This window comes from Acinetobacter sp. BEC1-S18-ESBL-01, from assembly GCF_014169935.1.
In the GTDB taxonomy this organism is placed as follows: Bacteria; Pseudomonadota; Gammaproteobacteria; order Pseudomonadales; family Moraxellaceae; genus Acinetobacter; species Acinetobacter pittii.
Genome location: NZ_AP022302.1, coordinates 437,887 through 461,809 on the forward strand (window position 1 = coordinate 437,887; position 23,923 = coordinate 461,809).

Consider the following 23,923-nt stretch of genomic DNA (forward strand, 5'->3'; position numbering starts at 1 on the left):
TGTGACAAAAAATTGCTCGTATGAAAAGCAAGCTCATGTCATATTTGCAAAAGGATTGCCAACTGAAAAAAATAATGCTGATATGAACTTAAATACACAAATTCTTATTGCGGCCATTTTAGGCTTAGCCTTTGGTTTTATATTAACGTTGTATCCCGATACTGCGTTTGTAAAACATAGTTTATATGGGTTAGGCATATTAAGTAGTGTCTTTATTGGGCTGCTTAAAATGTTGTTGGTGCCTTTGATTTTTAGCTCGATTGTTGTGGGTGTCTCTAATTTGCAGGCGGGAGGGCAGTTAGGCCCAGTCTGGAAAATTACCTTTTTATGTTGTTTGACCACAACAACACTAGCTTTAATTCTAGGTATAAGTTGTGCTCATCTATTTGAAGTAGGACGTGGTATAGATATCTCTATTTTCCAGACGTCTATGCAAAACTATCAGGCACCAGATAGTTTAAATCCTGCAAGTTTTTTCACTAATTTTATTCAAAATACATTAATCAACCCATTTAAAGCATTTAGCGATGGTAACGTTTTAGCTGTTGTGGTGTTTGCACTATTTGTTGGTGTTGCTTTAGTCCATGGCGGTGAGCGTTTTAAAAGTATTCGCGTATTAAGTCATCAATTTTTTGAAATGATGATGATGCTAGTCGGCTGGGTAATGAAGCTAGCACCTTTGGGTATTTTTGCTTTATTAGCAAAATTAATGGCAACCGAAGATATTTCAGTATTAAGTCGTTTGGCTGAGTTTGCTGTTGTAGTGACAGGGACTACCATTTTTCATGGTGCTGTTGTTTTACCATTACTACTTTGGATTTTTGGCCGCATGAGTCCTTGGACTTTTTTCAAAGGAACACGTACAGCACTGATCACTGCATTTGCCACCAGTTCTAGCTCTGCCACAATGCCCCTTAGTATGAAATGCGCACAGGAAAACTTAGGGGTTCGTCCGCAAACAGCTGGTTTTGTAATTCCTTTAGGTACACAGCTTAATATGGATGGCACAGCACTATATGAAGCAGCCGCTGCATTGTTTGTCGCAAATTTGGTGGGGCTAGACTTAAACCTGACACAACAAATTATTGTGTGTTTAACAGCAATGATTGCATCACTAGGGGCCCCTGGCATTCCAAGTGCAGGTATGGTTACCATGATTATGGTTCTACAGTCTGTAGGTTTACCGGCTGAAGCAATTGCAATTTTACTTCCGATTGATCGCCTATTGGATACGGTAAGAACAGTGGTAAATGTGCAGGGTGATATGATGATTAGCGTGGTTGTTGATCGTTATACAAAAGATAAAGATATCAGTGTCTAATCTCCTAAATAAAAAAGCAGGATTTTAAATCCTGCTTTTTTATTTTTAAGCCGCTTGTAACTCGGCTCTTTTTGCTGCTGGAGATTGCGATAAATAACTTACCGCATCTTCAGTGCTGCCTTCTTTAACTGGATCATACCAAGGCATGAGGTAATCAATTTGTTGGGCAATCAGCCAGATTGGGTTTGGTAAAACCTGATTATCTTTTCTGCTAATTTTATACCACTCTACAGCAACCCATACTGGGAAAAATCTAGATTTAGCAGCATCAGCAAAACGTGGATCTTGTTTCATAATATGTGCAGCGCCATCTACCCATAATCCAAGCACCAGTACAATCACTGCAAGGCTTAAATAGTAGCGTGGAATATATCCACCACCCAAATGGCGATATAAATCAAAAGCAACGGTACGGTGTTCAATTTCTTCTGAACCATGCCATTTAACCAGATCGACCATTTCAGGGTCAGCGCCTAATTCTTCCCAACGCTTGTTATAAAGTGCATATTTCCCTAATACACAGGTCATATGCTCAACAGTTGCAATAACGCCTAAACGGAAAAGGTCCCATTGCCCTTGTAGAAATTGAGGAACTTCTTTGTCAAAAGGCTTATCTGCTAAGGCAGTGGTAAATAGATAATTCATAATGTCCAGATTTCGCTGGATATCAATATTACGTGCGCTTAAATATTCTTTATTGGCAGAAGTATGCGCATTGGCATGCATAGCTTCTTGGCGGATAAATGCTTGCACATCTTGTTTAAGTTTTTCATCTTTAATTTGCGGTAAAACTTTATTGTACAAACGGCAAAACCAGAATTCTCCAGCAGGCAAGATATTATTAATTTCATTAATAAAATAACTTGCGAAAGGCTGATTTGGAATCCAGTCAACAGGGGTATCTTTCCAGTCAAATTTTACTTTACGTGGAAGAATTTTATAGTCAATAGAAGAACCTAAAGCCTTGTTCTTCAAAAAAGATAACAATTTCATCATTTAGTCCTGATTTTTAACTCGATGAAGTTATAACGAGTATAAAAAAAGCCCCTACATTTGTGTTTAGCAATAGGGGCCAATTTGAAAATAAATTTAATAAAGAAATTGTATCTGTTTTGACGATTTACTCTTCAGCATCCTCATCTGATGCTTCAGGGATCGCGTCAACGTCAAATTCCGGCTCTTGATCAAGCGTAAAATGCAGGCGTCCAGCCATAACACTTGCTAGCTCTTCTAAACCTAATTTATTAAGTGATGAGAAAAGTTGAATCGAGAAATCAAGCTTCATTTTTTTCAGTTGTTGCTTAACTTCTAATAGCACTTTGTTTGCAGGGCCACGATTAAGTTTGTCAGCTTTCGTTAAGAGAATATGAACAAAGAGATGACGTGAATAAGCCCACTCTAGCATCATCATGTCGAAATGCTGTAGAGGATGGCGAATATCCATCAGTAATACTAACCCTTGTAAGCTTTTACGATGGATTAAATAGTTCTCTAATTCTTTTTGCCATACTCGTTTCATATCTTCAGGTACGGCTGCATAGCCATAGCCAGGAAGATCGACTAAACGTTGATCAGGATTACCTAAACTAAAGAAGTTAATCATCTGAGTACGGCCAGGTTTTTTAGAGGCGCGCGCTAGCTGTTTTTTGTTAGTTAAGGCATTGATAGCACTGGACTTACCGGCATTTGAGCGTCCTGCAAAAGCGATCTCGTAGCCACTATCTTCAACACAAAGTGCCAATTTAGGTGCACTCATTAGAAACTCAGCTTGGCGTAACCAGTTGAGTGATTGCACAGCATATGCCGTGATCGCTGGATCTGGTTTCTTTTCATAGCTGATCTTTTGCTTGGGTGCGAGTCTGGCTTTGGTGTCTTTCGATTTTTCACTACGACGCATAAAAAATAACTTTTTAAATGAGAGGGCTCGCGCCTAGTATAAAGGAGCTTGGGTATTCTTGCTAATTTTCAATAAGTCGACTTATCAAAATCAGTAGAGCTTAGATTTGTAAAAATGCAATAGGGGAGTTGGCAGGAGCAGATTTTGATTGCTGCAAAACTTCTCCGAGTGTGTATTGGTCTAGGCTTTGATAAAAACTCTCTAAAGCCTGATCTAAAATACCTTTTAAACCACAGTGACTGCGTAATACGCAAGGTGGCGTATTACATTCAACGATTTGATTGTCGCCCTGTAATATTCGAACGATTGAACCTAAATTTGAGTTAAGTGCATCTGGATTTAAGCGAATTCCTCCGCCTTTTCCACGAATGGTAATAATCCATTCCTGCTTGCCCATGAAGTGAACAACTTTAACTAGATGGTTTTGTGAAACATGCAAATCTTTCGCGATTTCTGCAATCGTGTAGGGTGCATCACTTGGGCGTGCAACATACATTAAGAGTCGTAATGCATAATCGGTAAATTTATTAAGCTGCATGATCACCAAAAATGGAAGAGATTAAAAGGATGATCATCTTAGCCTGAAAGTCTAAATAAGAAAACTTTCAGGCAAGAGGTTTTTACATTACAGCGTTAAAGGGGCTGAAACCTGTAATTGATCACCCACTCTATAATGCTCAAGTAAAATATTAGCAACCGAAAACTCTGTATGATTTTCTTCAGGCTGCACTTCAAAATGATATGAGTTATCTTCTTGAGCTTCAGTAAATTTAAAAGCTTTCGGTTGTTCAAGTTGTTGCTCGGGAACTTGTACTTTAACTGAAATAAAGGCATTTGCTGGGCTAGTCAGTACGTCTTCATGGTCAGTTGCTTTTAAAGTGAAGCGTTTGCCAGATTCCAAAGGATCAATTTGAGTAATTTCAAATGAACGCCAGCCAGCCCATCCACCTTTTAAGCTTTCAAGTTGTTCGTATTTTTGTTTTTCAACACCAATCAAGATATCAGCCAACTGTAAGTATGCTTGTTTCCACGCTTCAATAAGCTCTGATTCGAATGGCACATTGAGTACTTCACTAATTGAATGAAGCAAGTTGTCCCCAACAATTGCATATTGGTCTGGTTGAATATCTAAGCTCACGTGTTTAGTGGTGATGCGTTCTACCGCTTTAGCGAGCACGGTAGGGTTCTCAATATTTTCTGCATAAGCAAGCACAGCAGCTGCAAGAGCACGTGGCTGACGTAAGCTGGTTTGGTCATCTAAATTAAAAACATTTTTTAACTCGGGATTGTTATTAAGCATGCGCTTATAGAAGTATGTAGTCAGCGTAACGCCGTGTTCACGTAAAACCGGTACAGTAGATTTAACAAGTTCAATTTGTTGTGGAGTCATGGCTAGACCTTATTTATCTGGCTATATAAGATGTATTTAAAATACATCTTTAAAAAATTAATGGCAATAACTTTTTCCTAAAAACCATAAAAAAATTAGGGGATATGAAATCCCCTAAAATTAACGCAATTTTTTTAATATTTTTATTTACCAAATAAAGAGCCGAGCAAGCCTCTTACGAGTTTTTGTCCCGTACTTCCTCCTAAGCTGCGTGCAGCACTCTTGGCAAAAGTTCCCACAATGTCTTGTGTGAGTTTAGCTCGTTCACGGGCTGCTCTTTCTTCCTCTTTTAATTGCTCACGTGCCAAACGTTCCTGCTCTTTAGCTTGCTGTTTTGCTAAAGTTTCTTGTTCTTTAGCTTGTTGTTTTGCAAGTTCGGCGTCTTGCTGCTGTTGTTCGCGTTCAGCAACTTTATTCTGTAGCATTTCATAGGCACTATCACGATCTACAGCTTGTTCATAAACCCCAGCAATAATACTTTGCGAGATTAAAGTCTGACGCTCTTCTGGAGTGATCGGTGTAAATGCAGAGTACGGAGGCATAACCCAACCACGTTCTACAATCTGTGGTGTACCTTGCTCATCTAGACAGCTAATGAGTGCCTCACCAACACCAAGTTGGGTAATAGCTTCATCAACTTGAAACTCGGGATTAGCACGGAAAGTGTCTGCTGCGGTTTTTACAGCTTTTTGATCTTTAGGGGTGAATGCACGTAATGCATGTTGAACGCGATTACCAAGTTGACCAAGAACGCTTTCGGGTAAATCGAGTGGGTTTTGAGTAATAAAGTAGATACCCACCCCTTTGGAGCGGATTAAACGTACCACTTGTTCAATTTTGTCTTGTAGAGCTTGGCTGGCATTATCAAATAACAAGTGAGCTTCATCAAAGAAAAACACGAGTTTAGGCTTATCCATATCACCCACTTCTGGTAGCTGTTCAAATAACTCTGAAAGCATCCATAAGAGGAAAGTGGCGTATAGCTTAGGCGTATTCATGAGCTTGTCGGCAGCAAGAATATTGATATAGCCATGCCCATTTGCATCGGTTTGGATAAAATCCAGAATATTTAAAGCTGGTTCCCCAAAGAACTGTTCTCCACCTTGGTCGGCAAGAGCGAGTAAGTTGCGCTGAATGGCACCTAGGCTGGCTGGTGATAAATTGCCATACTCGGCTTTAAACTCAGCTGCATGTTCACTCACAAAAGTAATCATGGCTTTTAAATCTTTAAAGTCGACTAAAAGTAACCCTTGGTCATCTGCAATACGAAATACAGCAGATAAAACACCTTCTTGGGTATCATTTAAGTTTAGTATGCGTGCTAATAAAATTGGCCCAATTTCAGAAATGGTGGTTCGGATAGGATGACCTTGCTGACCAAATAAATCCCAAAAAACAACTGGGTTTGCTGCGAATGGAACACTATCAATTTGTAAAAGTTTTAAGCGTTCATTAAATTTATCCGAAGCTTCACCAGCTTTTGCGAGACTTGAAACATCGCCTTTAGCATCGGCAAGAAATACCGGCACACCGATTCGGGAGAAACTCTCTGCTAGAACTTTTAACGTAACTGTTTTACCTGTACCTGTGGCGCCTGCAATAAGTCCATGACGGTTAGCAAACTGGGGAAGTAAAACAATTTCTTTTGATGTGTCCTTAATATTTTTAGCAATAACAATCGGTGTACCCATATATTTTTATCCTATGGTTTGAGTCACTATAATCTTGTCGTTTTACAGTTGTTTCAGTGCATTTTCGATATCTTGTATCAAATCTTGCGGATCTTCTAGTCCTATACAGAATCGAACCAATAATCCTTGTTGTAAATGTGTATTCTCAAGTTTTCTCATCATTTTTAAATCATAAAGCATAATCAGGCTAACGGGTCCACCCCAGCTAAAACCGAGCTTAAATAACTCTAATGCATCGCAGAAACGACGTACTGCTGTAATGTCATATTCAGGTTTAAAAATAACACTCACTAAACCTGCACTTTGATCAGTTGTGCATATTTCTTGCCAGTATTGATGGCCTGGTGAGGATTCATCACTTGGGTGTAGAACTTGTGCAAATTGGCGTTGGTCCTTTAGCCACTTAAGTAAAGTTTGAGCATTGGCTGACTGTTGTTCATAGCGTAAAGACATATGAGCAAGGCTGCGTTGAACTTGAGCCGCATCATCTCCAGAGATTGCGATGCCTAAAATGGCGTGTGTGCGGAATAGGCGGTGATGAAGTTTCTCATCACGAGTTACAATGCTGCCCATTAGGATGTCACCACCACCACTTGGATATTTTGTTAATGCGTGAACGGTTAAATCGACTGATAGATGTTCATCAGAAAAATTAAAAGCATTAAACGCAAGCCCAACTCCCCAAGTGTTATCTAGAGCTGTCAATACACCATGCTTTTTAGCTTTCTTGACTAGATTTTTAAGATCAGGGAATTCTAAAGTAACTGAACCTGCAGCTTCTAACCATAATAGTTTACTTCTTTCGGTAGGTTGAAAACTTGCAGCGTCAATGGGGTTATATACTTTAACAATAATGCCATATTGACTTTGTAGATAAGTTAAATGTTCTAGATTTGGCCCGTAAATATTGTCTGGAACCCATACTTCATCATTAGTACTTAAAAATGCTGAGTTCACAATATTAATTGCGGATAGGCCACTCGGTGCAAGCAAACAATGCAAACCACCTTCAATTTGCGCAATATTGTCGCCTAAGGTGAATGTAGTAGGGGTGCCATGTGTTCCATAGCTATAGTCATACTTATCAGTCCAGTGACGATCAAAAAGGTGCGAAGTTGATTTGAAAATGATAGTCGATGCGCGAAATAAGGGAGGTTGCACCGTTTCAATGAATTGCGGAGCCTTTCTTGGGGCATGAATGAGACGAGTCTGGAAATCGTTATGCTTTTTCATAGTGCATTATGTTTTAAATGATAAAGTTAGATTAAGAGAAATTTAAATTCTTCGCTAGATTTATAAAGTTTTGTAAGACGTTTCGTTACAGTAGACCTATAAAACAAAAACTTGGCTTTATTTTTGCAAAGACCACTACAACATTCTAACAACAATAGGTTTAAGCGCATGAAGTCGCATTTAAGAGTTCATTATTTTCAACATATCGCGGGTGAGGGTTTTGGGAGTTGTTATTCATTTTTAAAAGCTCACCACGCGACTATTAGTTCTACGGAGTTTTTTGCACTTCCGGTTGATCGGTCACTTGAAATAGAAGCTTTACCACAAATTGATGAGGTTGACTTATTATTAGTCATGGGTGGCACCATGAGTGTAAATGATGAGGCGAATTATCCATGGCTTAAGATAGAGAAAAGATGGTTGCGTCGTTATTTAGCAGCAGGAAAGCCTGCTATAGGTCTCTGTTTGGGTGGGCAGCTAATTGCTAATGCACTAGGCGCTGCAGTCAGTCGAAACCGCTATCAGGAACTTGGCTGGTCGACAGTTCAAAGGGTAGCAAATTTACCTCAAGACAGCTTTCCATTGCCTGAAAAGATAAAGGTGATGCAGTGGCATAGCGAGACATTTGAAATACCCAAAGGTGCTATACACTTAGCCGAGAATATAGCTTGTCGTAATCAGATGTATCAAATTGGAAAAAATGTGCTTGGTTTTCAATTTCATCCAGAAATGACGCCAGCAACGTTAGAACTCTTGCTTGAAAATGAAGAAGAGCTATCTATTTTTAATGGGGAATATGTTCAGCCTGTGAGTGAACTGCAATATTCAGAAGCACAAAAATTTGAACAAGGTAATCAACTCTTAAATAAAGCGATTGAATTTGTCATAAATGCCTAGAGTAAGTTGAGAATACTAGGTTAAAGTGCGTTTTGAACAAAAAATAGAAAAAGAGAATTGCATAAGACTTAAACAATCGTTATAATGGGCGACCCTCAAAAGGAGGGGCATTTACTGCGAAGAAAGTAGTAAATGTGCATTACAGTCGTGGCATCGATCATGACCTTAGTGATTTTCACTGCCTTTGACACTTACCAATAGGTGAGATGCGTCAAGGGTGATTCTTTATATGTTTGGCTTGGAGTTTACTGGTATGTCTAACCAGAGAATTCGTATCCGTTTGAAGTCTTTTGATCATCGTCTGATTGATCAATCTGCTCAAGAGATCGTAGAAACCGCTAAGCGTACTGGCGCACAAGTTTGTGGTCCAATTCCGATGCCTACTCGCATCGAACGCTTCAACGTTCTTACTTCACCGCACGTTAACAAAGATGCGCGTGACCAGTACGAAATCCGCACCTACAAACGTTTGATCGATATCGTTCAACCTACAGATAAAACTGTTGATGCATTGATGAAATTAGATCTTGCGGCTGGTGTTGATGTTCAGATCGCTTTGGGTTAAGGCTTTCGGTTGATTAACTTCTAAGTTAATTAGGCCGCTTTTTTAGAGGTTTATGCACATGGCTATTGGTTTAGTCGGTCGCAAATGTGGTATGACTCGCATCTTTACAGATGCAGGTGTTTCTGTACCTGTTACAGTCATCGAAGTCGATCCAAACCGCATTACGCAAATCAAAACACTTGAAACTGATGGTTATCAAGCTGTTCAAGTAACTACTGGTGAACGTCGCGAATCTCGCGTAACTAACGCTCAGAAAGGTCACTTCGCGAAAGCTGGTGTTGCTGCTGGTCGTTTAGTTAAAGAGTTCCGTGTTACTGAAGCTGAGCTTGAAGGCCGTGAAGTTGGCGGTACTATTGGCGTTGATTTGTTCACAGTTGGTCAAGTAGTTGACGTAACTGGTCAATCAAAAGGTAAAGGTTTCCAAGGTGGTGTTAAACGTTGGAACTTCCGTACCCAAGACGCTACTCACGGTAACTCAGTTTCTCACCGTGTATTAGGTTCTACAGGTCAAAACCAGACTCCTGGGCGCGTGTTCAAAGGCAAGAAAATGGCTGGTCACTTAGGTGATGAACGCGTAACAGTACAAGGTCTTGAAATCGTATCTATTGACGCTGAACGTTCTGTTTTAGTTGTTAAAGGTGCAATTCCTGGTGCAACTGGCGGTGACGTGATTGTACGTCCTACCATCAAGGCCTGAGGGGAAATACCGTGAATTTGAAAACTGTTTCCGGCTCTGCTGTTGAATTGTCTGAAGTTGCTTTCGGACGTGAATTTAACGAAGCTCTTGTACACCAAGTTGTTACTGCTTACTTAGCAGGTGGTCGTCAAGGTACTCGTGCTCAAAAATCACGTGCAGACGTTTCTGGCGGTGGTAAAAAGCCATTCCGTCAAAAAGGTACTGGTCGTGCTCGTGCGGGTTCTATTCGTAGCCCTATCTGGGTTGGCGGTGGTAAAACTTTTGCTGCTCGTCCACAAGATTGGTCTCAAAAAGTAAACCGTAAGATGTACCGCGGTGCAATGCAATGTATCTTAGCTGAACTTGTTCGCCAAGATCGTCTTGTATTAGTTGAAGAGTTTGCAGTTGCAGCTCCAAAAACTAAAGAATTGCTTGCAAAGCTTAACGACTTAAATGCTGCTCGTGCATTAATCGTTACTGACGCTGTAGATGAGAACTTATATCTTGCAGCACGCAACCTTCCGCATGTAGATGTGGTAGATGCAACTGCAATCGATCCTGTAAGCTTGATCGCGTTTGATAAAGTTGTGATGTCTGTAGCTGCTGCTAAGAAAATTGAGGTAGAACTCGGATGAACAACGAACGTATCTATCAAGTCCTAAAAGGACCAGTCTTCTCAGAAAAGGCACAAGTATTAGGTGATACTGTTGGTGTTCAAGTATTTAAAGTAGACATCAATGCTACTAAACTTGAAATCAAAAAAGCAGTTGAAAAACTTTTTGGTGTAGAAGTTGTTAAAGTTAACACAACTATTACTAAAGGTAAGACTAAGCGCTTTGGTCGTACATTGGGACGCCGTTCTGATGTTAAAAAAGCATACGTCACCCTGAAAGCTGGCCAAGATGTTGAAATGGCTGACTTGGGCGATACCGCTGAAAGCGCAGCGGAATAAGGACGAAAATTATGCCGATTCAAAAATGTAAGCCAACGTCTCCAGGACGTCGCTTTGTAGAGAAAGTGGTTCATGACCATCTTCACAAAGGCGCTCCTTACGCACCGTTGGTTGAAGCTAAAAAACGTACTGGTGGTCGTAATAACAACGGTCACATTACTACTCGTCACGTTGGTGGTGGTCATAAACAACACTACCGTATCGTTGACTTCAAACGTAACAAAGACAGCATCCCAGCTGTTGTAGAGCGTATTGAATACGATCCAAACCGTACAGCACATATTGCTTTGTTGAAATATGCTGATGGTGAGCGTCGTTATATCATCGCACCTAAAGGCTTACGTGCTGGCGATAAAGTACAATCTGGTAACGATGCTCCAATTCGTCCAGGTAACTGCTTGCCACTTCGTAATATGCCGATCGGTTCTACACTTCATAACGTTGAACTTAAAATTGGTAAGGGTGCGCAATTAGCGCGTTCTGCTGGTGCTTCTGTTCAGTTGTTGGGTCGTGATGGTTCTTACGCAATTATTCGTCTTCGTTCAGGCGAAATGCGTAAAGTACATGTTGAATGCCGCGCTGTAATTGGTGAAGTTTCTAACCAAGAAAACAACCTTCGTTCATTGGGTAAAGCTGGTGCTTCGCGCTGGCGTGGTGTTCGTCCTACCGTACGTGGTATGGCGATGAACCCGATTGATCACCCGCACGGTGGTGGTGAAGGGCGTAACAAAGGTATTCAACCTGTAAGCCCATGGGGTCAAAAAGCTAAAGGGTACAAGACACGTACCAATAAGCGTACGACTAAGATGATTATTCGCGACCGTCGCGTCAAGTAAAGGAATCTGACTAATGCCTCGTTCTCTGAAAAAAGGCCCATTCGTCGATGCGCACTTGTTCGCTAAGGTTGAAGCGGCTGTTGCTAGTAACTCTCGCAAGCCGATTAAAACTTGGTCTCGTCGTTCGATGATCCTTCCAGATTTTGTTGGTTTAACAATTTCTGTTCATAATGGTCGTAACCACGTTCCAGTAATTGTTACTGAGCATATGGTTGGTCATAAACTCGGTGAATTCGCGCCAACTCGTACCTATCGTGGTCACGGTGTTGACAAGAAATCTAAACGTTAATAGGTGTCATGATGGAAGTAACTGCTAAATTACGCGGTGCCGCTATCTCGGCACAGAAAGCACGTTTGGTTGCAGATCTTATTCGCGGCAAATCTGTTGCGCATGCTTTAAATATCTTAAACTTCAGCAATAAAAAAGCTGCTGTTTTAGTAAAAAAAGCATTGGAATCTGCGATTGCAAACGCTGAACACAATAACAGTTTAGATGTTGACGATCTTAAAGTATCTACGATTTACGTTGACGAAGGCATGAGCCTTAAACGTATTATGCCACGTGCTAAAGGCCGTGCAGATCGTATTACTAAGCGTACTTGTCACATCACCGTTAAGGTAGGGGTTTGATATGGGTCAGAAGGTTCATCCAATCGGTATCCGCCTAGGTGTTGTGAAACGTCATAACGCTAACTGGTATGCGAATCCGAAACAATACGCTGAATACTTGCTTAAAGATCTTCAAGTTCGTGAGTTTTTAACTAAAAAACTTAAGAATGCGATGGTAAGCAACATTCTTATCGAACGTCCATCAGGCGCTGCTAAAGTAACTATTAGCACAGCTCGTCCTGGTATCGTAATCGGTAAAAAAGGCGAAGATATTGAGAAATTACAGCGCGAACTTACCAGCATTATGGGTGTTCCAGCGCAAGTAAGTATCAACGAAATTGATCGCCCAGACTTAGATGCGCGTTTAGTTGCTGAAGCAATCGCTTCTCAATTAGAAAAGCGTGTAATGTTCCGTCGTGCTATGAAGCGTGCGGTTCAAAACACTATGCGTGCTGGTGCTAAAGGTATCAAAGTTGAAGTGTCTGGCCGTTTAGGTGGTGCAGAGATTGCTCGTACAGAATGGTATCGTGAAGGTCGTGTACCTTTACATACGCTACGTGCAGACATTGACTATGCAACTATGCGTGCAGAAACAACTTACGGTACGATTGGTGTTAAAGTTTGGATTTTCCGTGGCGAGATTTTAGGTGGCATGAAACAAGTCATGAACCCTGCTCCTGCTGAAGATCGTCCAGCTAAACGTGGTCGTGGTCGTGGTGAAGGTCAAGAGCGTCGTGGTCGTCGCGGTGACCGTGCTGCTGACAAGGGAGAATAATCCATGTTGCAACCTAAACGTACCAAATTCCGTAAGGTGCACAAAGGCCGTAATACTGGTCTAGCGCATCGTGGTAGTACAGTATCATTTGGTTCGATTGCAATCAAAGCAACTGAACGTGGTCGTATGACTGCTCGTCAGATTGAAGCTGCACGTCGTACTATTAGCCGCCGTATTAAGCGTGGTGGTAAAATCTTTATTCGCGTATTCCCGGATAAACCAATTACTCAAAAGCCTCTTGAAGTGCGTATGGGTAAAGGTAAGGGTAGCGTGGAGTACTGGGTTTGCCAGATCCAACCAGGTAAGATCCTGTACGAAATTGAAGGTGTGAACGAAGAATTAGCGCGTGAAGCATTTGCTTTAGCTGCTGCTAAACTTCCGTTTAAAACCACTATCGTGACTCGGACGGTAATGTAATGAAAACTAAAGATCTACGTGAAAAATCGGTAGAAGAGTTGAAAGCTTTGCTTGATGAGCAACAGCTTAATCAATTCCGTCTTCGTATGGCGAAAGCAACTGGTCAGTTGGGTAAATCGCATGAAGTGCAAGTTGCTCGTAAGACAATTGCTCGTATTAAGACACTCCTTACCGAAAAACAGGGGAACGGACAATGAGTGAAAAAACAGTCCGCACGTTAACCGGCAAAGTAGTAAGCGACAAAATGGACAAGTCTATTGTTGTTCTTATCGAACGCCGCGTTCAACACCCGTTGTATGGCAAATCAATTCGCCGTTCAACTAAGTTACACGCTCATGATGAGAACAATGTTGCTAAACTTGGCGATGTTGTGACCATTAAAGAAAGCCGCCCAATTTCTAAAACTAAAGCTTGGACTTTAGTGGAAGTAGTTGAAGCAGCTGCTGAGTAATTCGACGTTCTTGTTGCATCATCGGTCAATTTCGAGTACTCTTTGAGCCTTTCGAAATTGTGACCGGTGATGCTCGGTTTTGGAGTAGGGCAATGATTCAAACCGAAACTATGCTCGACGTAGCAGACAACAGTGGTGCTCGCCGCGTACAATGTATTAAAGTACTTGGTGGTTCACATCGTCGTTATGCTTCTGTTGGCGACATTATTAAAGTTACTGTAAAAGAAGCAATCCCACGCGCACGTGTTAAAAAAGGTGACGTGATGAATGCGGTTGTAGTTCGTACTAAATTCGGCATTCGTCGTCCAGATGGTTCTGTGATCCGTTTTGATGATAATGCTGCAGTTATCCTGAACAACAACAAAGCTCCGATTGCTACTCGTATCTTCGGACCAGTGACTCGTGAACTTCGTACTGAACAGTTCATGAAAATCATTTCATTGGCTCCTGAAGTTCTATAAGAGGCAATCATGGCTAAGATTAAAAAAGGCGATCAAGTTATCGTGATCGCAGGTAAAGAAAAAGGCAAACAGGGTACTGTATTGTCTGTTTCTGAAGACCGCGTTAAGGTTGAAGGCCTTAACTTAGTGAAGAAGCATCAAAAGCCGAATCGTGTAACTGGCGCTGAAGGCGGTATCGTTACTCAAGAAGCTTCGCTTCATATTTCAAACGTGGCAATTTTAAATGCTACAACCCAGAAGGCTGACCGTGTTGGTTACCAAGTGATTGATGGCGTGAAAACTCGCGTTTATAAATCAAATGGTGAATCAGTGGCGGTAGCGAAGTAATAGGTTGAAAAGGCAATGGCCAGACTTAAAGCACGTTACAACGAAGAACTTAAAGCGAAGTTACAAGAAGAACTTAGCATTAAGAACGTGATGGAAATTCCACGCATCACAAAAATTACCCTAAACATGGGTGTAGGCGCAGCTGCAACTGATAAGAAATTATTAGATGGCGCTGTTGTCGATATGCAATTAATTGCTGGTCAAAAACCAGTAATTACACTTGCTCGTAAATCTATCGCTGGTTTCAAAATCCGTGATGGTTGGCCGATTGGTTGTAAAGTTACTTTACGTGGCGACCAAATGTACGAATTCTTGGACCGTTTGATCTCAATCGCAATCCCTCGTATCCGTGACTTCCGTGGTTTCTCTTCGAAATCATTTGATGGTCGTGGTAACTACTCAATGGGTTTGAAAGAGCAAATCGTTTTCCCTGAAATCGATTTCGATAAGATTGATCGTATTCGTGGTATGGATATTACTATTACTACGACTGCTCGCACCGATGACGAAGGCCGTGCGCTTATGCGTGCATTCGGCTTCCCGTTCAAATAAGAGGTCGATATGGCTAAGAAAGGTATGATTAATCGCGAATTGAAACGCGAAAAAACAGTTGCTAAATACGCTGCAAAACGTGCTGAATTAAAAGCTACGATTGCAAACGTAAATGCAAGTGAAGAAGAGCGTTTCGAAGCGATGTTAAAGTTACAAGCATTGCCACGTAATGCATCTCCGGTACGTCTTCGTAACCGTTGTGGTTTAACTGGTCGTCCTCATGGTTACTTCCGTAAGTTCGGTTTAAGCCGTAACAAATTACGTGACACAGTAATGCAGGGTGATGTACCAGGCGTTGTTAAGGCAAGCTGGTAAGGAGCGACTAAATGAGTATGCAAGATACCGTTGCCGACATGCTAACACGTGTTCGTAACGCACAAATGGCTAAGAAACAAACTGTTTCTATGCCTTCTTCTAAGTTGAAAGTTGCAATTGCAAACGTACTTCAACAAGAAGGTTATATTTCAAATGTAGAAGTTGCTCAAGAAGAGACAAAATCTACTTTGACAATTACTTTAAAATATTTCGAAGGCAAACCAGTTATCGAAATGGTTAAACGCGTAAGCCGTCCAGGTCTTCGCCAATACCGTGGTAAAGATAAACTTCCAAGCGTTAAGCAAGGTTTAGGTATTGCAATTGTTTCTACAAGCAAAGGCATCATGACTGATCGCGCTGCACGTGCTGCGGGCGTTGGTGGTGAAGTTATTGCTTTTGTTTCTTAATAGGTGATTCCTCATGTCTCGTGTGGCTAAAGCCCCAGTAACTGTACCTAATGGTGTAGCAGTTACTCAGAACGGCCGGCAGGTCGAAGTGAAAGGCAGCAAAGGTACATTGTCTTTCAACCTGCATGCGCTGGTCGAGCTAAAACAGGAAGAAGGTAAACTTCAACTTGCTCCAGTTAAAGAATCGAAAGATGCTTGGATGCAAGCTGGTACTGCTCGCGCTGTATTGAATAACCTTGTAAAAGGGGTTAGTGAAGGCTTCGAACGTAAGTTGCAGCTAGTTGGTGTTGGTTATAAAGCTGCGGTTAAAGGTACTGTTGTAAACCTTAACCTTGGTTTTTCACACCCAATTGACTACGCTTTACCTGAAGGTGTAACAGCGGAAACTCCAACTGCTACTGAAATCATTTTGAAATCAGCAAACAAGCAGTTGTTAGGTCAAGTAGCGGCAGAAATCCGTGCATATCGTTCTCCTGAACCATATAAAGGTAAAGGTGTTCGTTATTCGGATGAAGTCATTCTTCGTAAAGAAGCTAAGAAGAAATAAGGCGCGAGGTTCTTATGAACGAAAAGAAACAATCCCGTTTGCGTCGTGCGAAAAGCACACGCTTGCACATTCGTGCATTGGGTGCGACTCGTTTGTGTGTAAACCGCACTCCGCGTCACATCTATGCTCAAGTTATTTCAGCAGATGGTGGCAAAGTTTTAGCACAAGCTTCAACTTTGGATGCATCTTTACGTAGCGGTACTACAGGTAATGTAGACGCGGCTACTAAAGTAGGCGCTTTAATCGCAGAGCGTGCGAAAGCAGCTGGTGTAACTAAAGTTGCATTTGACCGTTCTGGTTTTAAATATCATGGTCGTATCAAAGCCTTGGCTGATGCTGCTCGTGAAAACGGCTTGGAGTTCTAATCATGGCTAAAGTTGAACAAAACGAAGGTCTTGTTGAAAAGCTGGTTGCCGTTGATCGTGTAGCCAAAGTTGTTAAGGGTGGTCGTATCTTCTCTTTCACAGCATTAACTGTGGTGGGTGATGGTAATGGTCGTGTTGGTTTTGGTCGTGGTAAAGCTCGTGAAGTTCCAGCTGCTATTTCTAAAGCACTTGAAGCTGCACGTCGCAACATGATTACTGTAGACCTTGCAGGTACTACTTTACAACACCCTGTGAATGCTCGTCATGGTGCAAGCCGTGTATATATGCAACCTGCTTCTGAAGGTACTGGCGTAATCGCTGGTGGCGCTATGCGTGCCGTTCTAGAAGCTGCAGGTGTACATAACGTACTTGCTAAATGTTATGGTTCTACTAATGCTGCAAACGTAGTAAACGCAACTTTCAAAGGTTTGCGTGATATGACTTCTCCTGAGAAAGTCGCTGCGAAACGTGGTAAATCAGTAGAAGAAATTCAAGGGTAATCAATCATGAAAACGATTAAAGTTACCCAGACTAAATCTTCTTCACATCGCTTGAAAAATCACAAGCTTTGCTTACAAGGTTTAGGTCTGCGTCGTATTGGTCATACTGTAGAAGTGCAAGATACGCCTTCTAACCGCGGTATGATCAACAAAGTCTACTATATGGTTAGTGTAGAGGAATAAGCCATGACTCTGCGTTTAAATGAACTTGCGCCTGCAGAAGGTGCAAAACGTGAACACCGTCGTTTAGGCCGTGGTATCGGTTCTGGCGTTGGTAAGACTGGTGGCCGTGGTGTCAAAGGTCAAAAATCACGTAAAAGTGGTGGCGTTCGTCCAGGCTTTGAAGGCGGTCAAACTGCGATTTATCGTCGTTTACCTAAATTCGGTTTCACTAGCCAAATCGCTTTAAAAACTGCTGAAGTACGTTTATCTGAGTTAAGCAAAGTTGAAGGCGACATCGTTAGCCTAGAAACTTTGAAAGCTGCGAATGTTGTTCGTCGTGACCAAATTCGTGCTCGTATCGTACTTTCTGGTGAAATCACTCGTGCATTCACTGTTCAAGGTGTTGCATTGACTAAAGGCGCTAAAGCTGCGATTGAAGCAGCTGGCGGTAAAGTCGAGGAGTAATCTCGAGTGTCTATGTCTCCTAGTTCTTCAGGTCATGTCAACATGATGAAAGGTCAGCCATTTCATGTGAAATACCGTGAAATTATTCGCCGGATGAGTTTTCTAATCGGTGCATTGCTGGTCTTTCGACTAGGAGCGCATATTCCAGTACCAGGCATTAATAATGCTGCGTTAGAAAATTTATTTCATGCGAACCAAGGAACTATTCTTGGGCTATTCAATATGTTTTCTGGCGGTGCTTTAGAGCGAATGTCTATTCTTGCTTTAGGGATTATGCCGTACATTTCTGCGTCAATTATTGTGCAGTTAATGTCTACTGTAATTCCATCACTTGAAGCCTTGAAAAAGGAAGGTGAGCAAGGTAAGCGTAAAATTAATCAATATACGCGTCAGGGTACATTACTACTTGCTGTGGTTCAGGCTGTTGGTATGTGTGCTGGCTTAATTGGTCAAGGTATTACTTTGACAAATGGCCTTGCATTTTACGTACCTGCTGTTACTTCTTTAGTTGCGGGAACAATGTTCCTAATGTGGCTAGGTGAACAGATCACAGAAAGAGGTATCGGTAATGGTATCTCAATGATTATTTTTGCAGGTATTGTTGCTGGTTTGCCTAATTTAATTATGCAATCTATCTCTTCTGTAGATAATGGTCAGACAAGTTTAATTGGTCTTGTAATCTTTGGTCTTTTGTCTTTAGGTGTATTGGCAGCTATTGTGTTTATTGAAAAAGCACAACGTCGCATTCCAGTAAACTATGCGCAAAAGCAACAAGGGCGTCGTATATTTACAGCACAGCAGACGCATTTGCCATTAAAAATTAATATGGCGGGTGTTATTCCTGCGATTTTTGCAAGTTCTTTACTCTTGTTCCCGGCAAGTCTTGGTCAATGGGTGGGAAGTGCAGATCCAAATGCTGGTTTTATTAAAAGCAGCTTACAAGATTTAGCTTTAGTATTGTCGCCTGGACAGCCTTTGTATTTGGTGCTCTTTGGTGCGTTAATTATCTTTTTCTGTTACTTTTATACGGCTTTAGTATTTAGCCCTAAGGAAGTATCAGAAAATCTAAAACGCAGCGGAGCTTATGTGCCTGGTATTCGCCCAGGTGAGCAAACTGCTCGTTACTTAGATCATATTCTTAATCGTTTGACGTTTATTGGTGCGATTTATATTACGGTCATTTGTTTAATGCCAATGATTCTACAAAGCTCTTTTGGGATTCCATTCTATTTGGGTGGTACCTCATTATTGATCGTAGTTGTCGTGGTTATGGACTTTATGGCTCAGCTACAAGCGCATTTAACATCTCATCAATATGACAATCAAACATTAATGAGAAAAACGACTGCTCATCCTAAGGGATAAGCGCACTTAGAGGTTTCATCATGAAAGTACAAGCTTCTGTAAAGAAAATTTGTGGTAGCTGTAAAGTTATCCGTCGTAATGGGGTTATTCGCGTAATTTGTAGCGCAGAACCTCGTCATAAGCAGCGTCAAGGTTAATCTAATCAAGACCTGTTGATTTCAGTAGGCGAATTGGGTTAATATCCGCCCCTCAAGATTTTTGTGGGGCGGTTGATTATCTCTACTGCCTTTTTGGAGAAAGTGAATGGCTCGTATTGCCGGTGTAAACATTCCGGATAACAAGCATGCTGTTATCTCCCTCACTTACATCTTTGGTATCGGTCGCCACACTGCTAAGAATATCTTAGCTACAGTTGGTATTACTGAAACTACTAAGATCCGTGAGTTGGACGATGCTCAGCTTGATGCGATTCGTGCAGAAGTTGCTAAGGTTCCTACCGAAGGTGACTTACGTCGCGAAATTTCCATGAACATTAAACGTTTAATGGATTTGGGTTGCTACCGCGGCCTTCGCCATCGTCGCAGCTTGCCTGTCCGTGGTCAACGCACCAAAACTAACGCACGTACCCGTAAAGGTCCGCGCAAACCGATTAAAAAGTAAGATTTCTGGAAGCTAAAAGATGGCTAAAGATACTCGCACACGCAAGAAGGTCACTCGTACCGTCTCTGAAGGTGTTGCACACATTCACGCGTCTTTTAATAACACCATTGTTACGATTACTGATCGTCAAGGTAATGCATTGGCTTGGGCCACCTCAGGTGGACAAGGCTTCCGTGGTTCACGTAAATCAACTCCGTTTGCTGCTCAGGTAGCTGCTGAAGTTGCTGGTAAAGCAGCTTTAGATTACGGTTTGAAAAATCTGGACGTCCTTGTAAAAGGTCCTGGTCCAGGTCGTGAGTCTGCGGTTCGTGCATTAGGCGCAGTGGGTTATAAGATTAACAGCATTACCGATGTGACTCCAATTCCTCACAACGGTTGCCGTCCACCTAAAAAACGTCGCGTGTAAGGAGAAACATTCATGGCTCGTTATATTGGTCCAAAATGCAAACTCTCTCGCCGCGAAGGGACAGACCTGCAACTTAAATCTGGCGTTAAACCATTTGACGTCAAAACTAAAAAAGCTAACAAAGCACCTGGTCAACATGGTCAGGCACGCGGTGGTAAGCAATCTGAGTATTCACTACAATTACGTGAAAAACAAAAAGTCCGTCGTATTTACGGTGTGTTAGAACGTCAATTTAGTAACTACTATAAAGAAGCAGCTCGTGTTAAAGGCGCAACAGGTGAGAACTTGTTGAAATTGCTTGAAAGCCGTCTTGATAACGTTGTTTATCGCATGGGTTTTGGTTCTACACGTGCAGAAGCTCGTCAGTTAGTAAGTCACCGTAGCATTACTTTGAATGGTCGTCGTGTAAACATCGCATCTATTCAAGTTAAAGCTGGTGATGTAATTGCGGTTCACGAAGGTGCTAAACAACAATTGCGTATTAAAAACGCGATTGAGTTAGCTGCACAACGTGGTATTCCAGCTTGGATCGAAGTTGATCATTCTAAGCTTGAAGGTACGTTTAAAGCTGCACCAGATCGTTCTGATTTACCTGCTGAAATCAACGAAAGCTTGATTGTAGAATTGTATTCTAAATAATCCTTGAGGTAGCAATAATGACGCGTACTGCAAACGAGTTTCTAACTCCGCAAGCGATCAAGGTCGAAGCGGTAAGCGGGACCTCGGCAAAAGTGATTCTAGAACCTTTAGAGCGTGGTTTTGGCCACACTCTAGGTAATGCTTTACGTCGCATTCTATTGTCTTCTTTACCTGGCGCTGCTGTGGTTGAAGTAGAAATAGAAGGTGTCGAGCACGAGTACAGTACTTTAGAAGGCTTGCAGCAGGACATCGTCGAGCTCTTGCTGAACCTAAAAGGATTGTCTATTAAGCTGTTCGATCAAAATGAAGCATATTTAACATTAGAAAAACAAGGTCCTGGCGATATTACTGCTGCTGACCTTCGTTTACCTCATAATGTTGAAGTGGTTAACCCAGAACATTTAATCGGTACTTTAAGTGCTTCAGGCTCATTAAAAATGCGCTTGAAAGTTGCTCAAGGTCGTGGTTATGAAACATCTGATTCTCGTTTCCCTGAAGGTGAAACACGTCCGGTTGGTCGTTTGCAATTAGATGCTTCTTATAGCCCGATTAAGCGTGTTTCTTACACCGTTGAAAATGCGCGTGTAGAACAACGTACCGATTTAGATAAACTGGTAATCGACCTCGAAACAAATGGAACGGTTGATCCTGAAGAAGCAATCCGTAAAGCGGCAACAATCTTGCAACAACAAATTGCAATTTTTGTTGATCTTCAGAAAGACCAAACTCCAGTTGCTCAAGAGCCTCGTGAAGAAGTTGACCCAATCTTGCTTCGCCCAGTAGATGATCTAGAGCTTACTGTTCGTTCTGCTAACTGTTTGAAAGCAGAAAATATTTACTACATTGGTGATCTTGTTCAACGTACTGAAGTTGAGTTATTAAAAACTCCTAACCTTGGTAAAAAATCGTTAACAGAGATCAAAGATGTTTTGGCATCGAAAGGCTTACAACTCGGTATGCGTCTTGAAAACTGGCCACCAGCTAGTCTTCGTATGGACGACCGTTTTGCCTATCGTAGCCGTTAATTAAGTAGGACTATCACCATGCGTCATCGTAATAGTGGTGTGAAATTAGGCCGTACAAGCAGCCATCGTAAAGCGATGTTCCAAAACTTGGCTAATTCTTTATTTGAACACGAGTTGATCAAAACAACTGTGCCTAAAGCTAAAGAATTACGTCGTGTTGCTGAGCCTTTAATCACTCTAGCAAAAAACGATACTGTAGCAAATCGTCGTTTAGCATTTGCTCGTACTCGTAATGCTGCAACTGTTGGTAAATTATTTACCGTACTCGGCCCTCGTTACAAAGAACGTAACGGCGGTTATCTACGTGTTCTTAAAGCGGGCTTCCGTGCTGGTGATGCAGCACCGATGGCTTACGTTGAGCTTGTAGATCGTGAAGTAAACACTTCAGCTGAATAATTGATTTTATTCAAAAAAGACCGGTTTTATACCGGTCTTTTTTATTTCTAGTCAAAAAATAAATTATAAAAATGTCCTCAAGTGACATAAAAAAGTAGATAAACGGTCAAACTTGACATTGTGTATTGTCAAAATTGTGTTTTAATAAACTTATATTCTCAACAATGGGTATAAAAATAAAATGGAAAAGCAAGTTGATATTTTAATCATTGGCGCAGGTATTTCAGGAATCGGAATCGCTGCCCATTTGTCAAAAAATTCACCACAACGACAATTCGAGATTTTAGAACGTCGTGAGTCTTTTGGTGGAACATGGGATCTTTTCCGTTATCCTGGTATCCGTTCAGATTCAGATATGTCTACCTTTGGTTTTAACTTTAAACCATGGTGTAAAGCGAATGTATTAGCTGATGGTGCTTCTATTAAAGGATATTTAGGTGAAGTAATTAATGAATTTAAATTAAAAGAAAAAATTCATTTTGGTCATCGCGTACTTTCTGCTAATTATGATTCGGCTTCAAAAAAATGGCAGGTTGTAGTCGAAGATAGCAATAAAAAACACCAGACTTGGATTGCTAACTTTGTGGTCGGTTGTACAGGTTACTATAATTATGATCAGGGTTATGCACCTTCTTTCCCAAATCAAGAAGCATTTAAAGGGCAACTCATTCACCCACAGCATTGGCCTGAAAACTTAGATTACGCAGGTAAAAAGGTGGTTATTATTGGTAGTGGTGCAACAGCGATTACTTTAGTACCAGCAATGGCTAAAGGTGGGGCAGGTCATGTGACCATGTTGCAACGTTCACCAACGTATATTGCTAGCGTTCCTTCTATCGATTTCATCTATGAAAAAACGCGTAAATTTATGTCTGAAGAGGCAGCTTATAAATTTACCCGCGCACGTAACATCGGTATGCAGCGCGCTATTTATGCGTTGTCTCAGAAACATCCTAAAACTGTACGTCGTTTACTTTTAAAAGCAATTGAAGTGCAGCTTAAAGGTAAGGTTGATATGAAGCATTTTACGCCTTCATACAACCCTTGGGATCAGCGTTTATGTGTAGTGCCAGATGGGGACTTATTTAAAATTTTACGTGAAGGCAAAGCAAGTGTAGAAACTGATCAGATCGAGAAATTTACTGAAAAAGGTATTTTACTTAAATCTGGCAAACATCTTGATGCTGATATCGTTGTTTCTGCAACAGGACTACAAGTTCAGATTATGGGTGGAGTTCAGGCGACTCTTGATGGGAAGCCAATCAACTCATCTGAACATATGCTTTATAACGGCATCATGCTAAGTGATGTGCCGAATATGGCTATGATTATTGGCTATGTGAATGCCTCATGGACACTCAAAGTAGATATCGCTGCCGAATATATTTGTCGCTTATTAAACTATATGGACAAAAATAGTTATGATGAAGTGATTCCATCGGGTGATAAGACTGTGATGGAAGAAGATACTGTAATGGGTAAATTATCTTCAGGTTACATTAACCGTGCGGCACATGAACTTCCTAAACAAGGTAAGCGTGCTCCATGGCAGGTGACTAATAACTATTTAGAAGATAGAAAGTCTTTGAAAAATGCAAAATTTGAAGATGGCATTCTTCATTTTCATAAGCGTTCTGAAGCAAATGAGCGTAAACCAAAATTAGTATCTTAATTCGTATGA

At 41.3% G+C, this 23,923-nt stretch carries 36 protein-coding genes and 2 pseudogenes; 31 read left to right on the forward strand and 7 right to left on the reverse strand.

Annotated features, from left to right (window positions below; all coding sequences use genetic code 11):
- Positions 1-55 precede the first annotated feature (55 nt).
- A complete protein-coding gene (locus tag H7R46_RS02070; RefSeq protein WP_031945274.1) occupies positions 56-1,321 on the forward strand; it encodes a dicarboxylate/amino acid:cation symporter in 1,266 nt (421 codons plus the stop codon).
- 45 nt (positions 1,322-1,366) lie between these two features.
- Here H7R46_RS02070 and H7R46_RS02075 read toward each other — a convergent pair whose 3' ends face one another.
- The 7 genes and pseudogenes from H7R46_RS02075 to H7R46_RS02105 form a co-directional block, all read right to left on the reverse strand.
- A complete protein-coding gene (locus tag H7R46_RS02075) occupies positions 1,367-2,317 on the reverse strand; it encodes a metal-dependent hydrolase (protein WP_080631032.1) in 951 nt (316 codons plus the stop codon).
- A 124-nt stretch (positions 2,318-2,441) separates the two neighbouring features.
- Positions 2,442-3,218, reverse strand: a complete 777-nt coding sequence (yihA, locus tag H7R46_RS02080; RefSeq protein WP_005067265.1) for a ribosome biogenesis GTP-binding protein YihA/YsxC — start codon at positions 3,216-3,218, stop codon at positions 2,442-2,444.
- Positions 3,219-3,318: 100 nt separating this feature from the next.
- A complete protein-coding gene (locus tag H7R46_RS02085; RefSeq protein ID WP_002116968.1) occupies positions 3,319-3,756 on the reverse strand; it encodes an RrF2 family transcriptional regulator in 438 nt (145 codons plus the stop codon).
- 87 nt (positions 3,757-3,843) lie between these two features.
- Entirely contained in the window at positions 3,844-4,608 is a 765-nt protein-coding gene (locus H7R46_RS02090) for a globin domain-containing protein (RefSeq protein WP_005067268.1), read from the reverse strand.
- 2 nt (positions 4,609-4,610) lie between these two features.
- Positions 4,611-4,762: pseudogene (locus H7R46_RS02095) on the reverse strand (hypothetical protein).
- Positions 4,752-6,299, reverse strand: coding sequence for a helicase HerA-like domain-containing protein (locus H7R46_RS02100; RefSeq protein ID WP_005067272.1), 1,548 nt, complete (start codon positions 6,297-6,299; stop codon positions 4,752-4,754). Before H7R46_RS02100 ends, H7R46_RS02095 begins: the two are co-directional and overlap by 11 nt.
- A 42-nt stretch (positions 6,300-6,341) precedes the next feature.
- Complete coding sequence (locus H7R46_RS02105; protein WP_005067274.1) at positions 6,342-7,532, reverse strand: PLP-dependent transferase; 1,191 nt, start codon at positions 7,530-7,532, stop codon at positions 6,342-6,344.
- A gap of 168 nt (positions 7,533-7,700) precedes the next feature.
- Between H7R46_RS02105 and H7R46_RS02110 the strand changes: the two genes are divergently transcribed.
- From H7R46_RS02110 to H7R46_RS02255, 30 genes and pseudogenes are all read left to right on the forward strand, one after another.
- Positions 7,701-8,429, forward strand: coding sequence for a type 1 glutamine amidotransferase (locus tag H7R46_RS02110; RefSeq protein WP_002116949.1), 729 nt, complete (start codon positions 7,701-7,703; stop codon positions 8,427-8,429).
- 253 nt (positions 8,430-8,682) lie between these two features.
- Positions 8,683-8,994: a 30S ribosomal protein S10 gene (rpsJ, locus tag H7R46_RS02115; RefSeq protein ID WP_000070912.1), complete on the forward strand. Its 312-nt coding sequence runs from the start codon at positions 8,683-8,685 to the stop codon at positions 8,992-8,994.
- Positions 8,995-9,052: 58 nt separating this feature from the next.
- Entirely contained in the window at positions 9,053-9,691 is a 639-nt protein-coding gene (rplC, locus tag H7R46_RS02120; RefSeq protein ID WP_002117051.1) for a 50S ribosomal protein L3, read from the forward strand.
- Between the two features lie 11 nt (positions 9,692-9,702).
- A complete protein-coding gene (gene rplD, locus H7R46_RS02125) occupies positions 9,703-10,305 on the forward strand; it encodes a 50S ribosomal protein L4 (protein ID WP_002049755.1) in 603 nt (200 codons plus the stop codon).
- The gene (gene rplW, locus H7R46_RS02130; protein WP_002049693.1) at positions 10,302-10,622 is read left to right on the forward strand and encodes a 50S ribosomal protein L23; all 321 of its coding nucleotides are present in this window, start codon (positions 10,302-10,304) and stop codon (positions 10,620-10,622) included. The genes rplD and rplW overlap by 4 nt, the downstream gene beginning before the upstream one ends.
- An 11-nt stretch (positions 10,623-10,633) precedes the next feature.
- Positions 10,634-11,458, forward strand: coding sequence for a 50S ribosomal protein L2 (gene rplB, locus H7R46_RS02135; RefSeq protein ID WP_002049686.1), 825 nt, complete (start codon positions 10,634-10,636; stop codon positions 11,456-11,458).
- A 13-nt stretch (positions 11,459-11,471) separates the two neighbouring features.
- Complete coding sequence (gene rpsS, locus H7R46_RS02140) at positions 11,472-11,747, forward strand: 30S ribosomal protein S19 (protein ID WP_001138119.1); 276 nt, start codon at positions 11,472-11,474, stop codon at positions 11,745-11,747.
- Positions 11,748-11,758: 11 nt separating this feature from the next.
- Positions 11,759-12,088: a 50S ribosomal protein L22 gene (gene rplV, locus H7R46_RS02145; RefSeq protein WP_001982638.1), complete on the forward strand. Its 330-nt coding sequence runs from the start codon at positions 11,759-11,761 to the stop codon at positions 12,086-12,088.
- 1 nt (position 12,089) lies between these two features.
- A pseudogene (rpsC, locus tag H7R46_RS02150) lies at positions 12,090-12,906 on the forward strand (30S ribosomal protein S3).
- Positions 12,846-13,259 carry a 50S ribosomal protein L16 gene (gene rplP / locus H7R46_RS02155; protein ID WP_002049688.1) on the forward strand — a complete coding sequence of 138 codons (414 nt, stop codon included), beginning with the start codon at positions 12,846-12,848 and terminating at the stop codon, positions 13,257-13,259. The pseudogene rpsC and the gene rplP overlap by 61 nt, the downstream one beginning before the upstream one ends.
- Complete coding sequence (gene rpmC, locus H7R46_RS02160; RefSeq protein WP_000849928.1) at positions 13,259-13,456, forward strand: 50S ribosomal protein L29; 198 nt, start codon at positions 13,259-13,261, stop codon at positions 13,454-13,456. The genes rplP and rpmC overlap by 1 nt, the downstream gene beginning before the upstream one ends.
- Positions 13,453-13,710, forward strand: a complete 258-nt coding sequence (rpsQ, locus tag H7R46_RS02165; RefSeq protein WP_002116661.1) for a 30S ribosomal protein S17 — start codon at positions 13,453-13,455, stop codon at positions 13,708-13,710. The genes rpmC and rpsQ overlap by 4 nt, the downstream gene beginning before the upstream one ends.
- A 92-nt stretch (positions 13,711-13,802) precedes the next feature.
- Entirely contained in the window at positions 13,803-14,171 is a 369-nt protein-coding gene (gene rplN / locus H7R46_RS02170; protein ID WP_001982634.1) for a 50S ribosomal protein L14, read from the forward strand.
- Positions 14,172-14,180: 9 nt separating this feature from the next.
- On the forward strand, positions 14,181-14,498 hold the full coding sequence (gene rplX / locus H7R46_RS02175; protein ID WP_002116820.1) for a 50S ribosomal protein L24: 318 nt from the start codon (positions 14,181-14,183) through the stop codon (positions 14,496-14,498).
- Between the two features lie 15 nt (positions 14,499-14,513).
- Positions 14,514-15,050, forward strand: a complete 537-nt coding sequence (rplE, locus tag H7R46_RS02180; RefSeq protein ID WP_002116961.1) for a 50S ribosomal protein L5 — start codon at positions 14,514-14,516, stop codon at positions 15,048-15,050.
- A 9-nt stretch (positions 15,051-15,059) separates the two neighbouring features.
- A complete protein-coding gene (gene rpsN, locus H7R46_RS02185) occupies positions 15,060-15,365 on the forward strand; it encodes a 30S ribosomal protein S14 (RefSeq protein WP_002049689.1) in 306 nt (101 codons plus the stop codon).
- 11 nt (positions 15,366-15,376) lie between these two features.
- On the forward strand, positions 15,377-15,772 hold the full coding sequence (gene rpsH / locus H7R46_RS02190; RefSeq protein WP_002049732.1) for a 30S ribosomal protein S8: 396 nt from the start codon (positions 15,377-15,379) through the stop codon (positions 15,770-15,772).
- 13 nt (positions 15,773-15,785) lie between these two features.
- The gene (gene rplF, locus H7R46_RS02195) at positions 15,786-16,319 is read left to right on the forward strand and encodes a 50S ribosomal protein L6 (RefSeq protein WP_002116801.1); all 534 of its coding nucleotides are present in this window, start codon (positions 15,786-15,788) and stop codon (positions 16,317-16,319) included.
- 14 nt (positions 16,320-16,333) lie between these two features.
- Positions 16,334-16,684: a 50S ribosomal protein L18 gene (gene rplR / locus H7R46_RS02200; RefSeq protein ID WP_002049741.1), complete on the forward strand. Its 351-nt coding sequence runs from the start codon at positions 16,334-16,336 to the stop codon at positions 16,682-16,684.
- A gap of 2 nt (positions 16,685-16,686) precedes the next feature.
- Complete coding sequence (rpsE, locus tag H7R46_RS02205; RefSeq protein WP_001141025.1) at positions 16,687-17,184, forward strand: 30S ribosomal protein S5; 498 nt, start codon at positions 16,687-16,689, stop codon at positions 17,182-17,184.
- 6 nt (positions 17,185-17,190) lie between these two features.
- Positions 17,191-17,367, forward strand: a complete 177-nt coding sequence (gene rpmD, locus H7R46_RS02210; RefSeq protein ID WP_000849088.1) for a 50S ribosomal protein L30 — start codon at positions 17,191-17,193, stop codon at positions 17,365-17,367.
- Between the two features lie 3 nt (positions 17,368-17,370).
- Positions 17,371-17,811 (forward strand): 50S ribosomal protein L15, encoded by a 441-nt coding sequence (rplO, locus tag H7R46_RS02215; protein ID WP_002116985.1) that lies wholly within the window; start codon positions 17,371-17,373, stop codon positions 17,809-17,811.
- Positions 17,812-17,856: 45 nt separating this feature from the next.
- Entirely contained in the window at positions 17,857-19,176 is a 1,320-nt protein-coding gene (gene secY / locus H7R46_RS02220; RefSeq protein ID WP_170249219.1) for a preprotein translocase subunit SecY, read from the forward strand.
- Positions 19,177-19,196: 20 nt separating this feature from the next.
- A complete protein-coding gene (gene rpmJ, locus H7R46_RS02225; protein ID WP_000867907.1) occupies positions 19,197-19,313 on the forward strand; it encodes a 50S ribosomal protein L36 in 117 nt (38 codons plus the stop codon).
- Positions 19,314-19,419: 106 nt separating this feature from the next.
- Positions 19,420-19,776 carry a 30S ribosomal protein S13 gene (gene rpsM, locus H7R46_RS02230; RefSeq protein WP_000090816.1) on the forward strand — a complete coding sequence of 119 codons (357 nt, stop codon included), beginning with the start codon at positions 19,420-19,422 and terminating at the stop codon, positions 19,774-19,776.
- A 19-nt stretch (positions 19,777-19,795) separates the two neighbouring features.
- Positions 19,796-20,182, forward strand: coding sequence for a 30S ribosomal protein S11 (gene rpsK / locus H7R46_RS02235; RefSeq protein ID WP_001040166.1), 387 nt, complete (start codon positions 19,796-19,798; stop codon positions 20,180-20,182).
- 12 nt (positions 20,183-20,194) lie between these two features.
- On the forward strand, positions 20,195-20,821 hold the full coding sequence (gene rpsD / locus H7R46_RS02240) for a 30S ribosomal protein S4 (RefSeq protein WP_000135204.1): 627 nt from the start codon (positions 20,195-20,197) through the stop codon (positions 20,819-20,821).
- Between the two features lie 17 nt (positions 20,822-20,838).
- A complete protein-coding gene (locus H7R46_RS02245; protein ID WP_002116730.1) occupies positions 20,839-21,846 on the forward strand; it encodes a DNA-directed RNA polymerase subunit alpha in 1,008 nt (335 codons plus the stop codon).
- A gap of 18 nt (positions 21,847-21,864) precedes the next feature.
- The gene (rplQ, locus tag H7R46_RS02250) at positions 21,865-22,242 is read left to right on the forward strand and encodes a 50S ribosomal protein L17 (protein ID WP_002049717.1); all 378 of its coding nucleotides are present in this window, start codon (positions 21,865-21,867) and stop codon (positions 22,240-22,242) included.
- Between the two features lie 181 nt (positions 22,243-22,423).
- Positions 22,424-23,914: a flavin-containing monooxygenase gene (locus H7R46_RS02255; RefSeq protein WP_005067285.1), complete on the forward strand. Its 1,491-nt coding sequence runs from the start codon at positions 22,424-22,426 to the stop codon at positions 23,912-23,914.
- Positions 23,915-23,923: the final 9 nt, after the last annotated feature.